The organism is Streptomyces sp. NRRL WC-3549, from assembly GCF_000721935.1.
Classification (GTDB): Bacteria; Actinomycetota; Actinomycetes; order Streptomycetales; family Streptomycetaceae; genus Streptomyces.
This window is the reverse complement of the sequence record NZ_KL585429.1, coordinates 82,688-83,011: the sequence shown is the minus strand read 5'-3', so window position 1 is coordinate 83,011 and position 324 is coordinate 82,688. Positions and strand designations below refer to the sequence as shown.

Below are 324 nucleotides of genomic sequence, written 5' to 3'. Positions count from 1 at the left end.
TCGCTGGAGCTGACGGTTCCCTCGTACGTGAAGGGCATCGACTCCCTGGAGGACCTCAAGGGCCAGGGCAAGAAGTTCAACGGCAAGATCATCGGCATCGAGGCCAGTGCCGGGATGATGGGCACCCTCAACAAGCAGGTGCTCAAGGCGTACGGCCTGGAGGGCGAGTACAAGGTCGTCTCCTCCAGCACCTCCTCGATGCTGGCCGAGCTGAACCGGTCCATCAAGAAGAAGGAGCCGGTCGTGGTGACCCTGTGGTCGCCGCACTGGGCCTACGGAGCGCACGACCTGAAGAAGCTCAAGGACCCCAAGGGCGCCTGGGGC

The 324-nt window shown here is 63.6% G+C and carries 1 protein-coding gene; it reads left to right on the top strand.

What is annotated here, in order from left to right; genetic code table 11:
• Positions 1-324: glycine betaine ABC transporter substrate-binding protein (locus tag IH13_RS0130035; RefSeq protein ID WP_031089222.1), on the top strand; the 324-nt coding region annotated here is incomplete at both ends.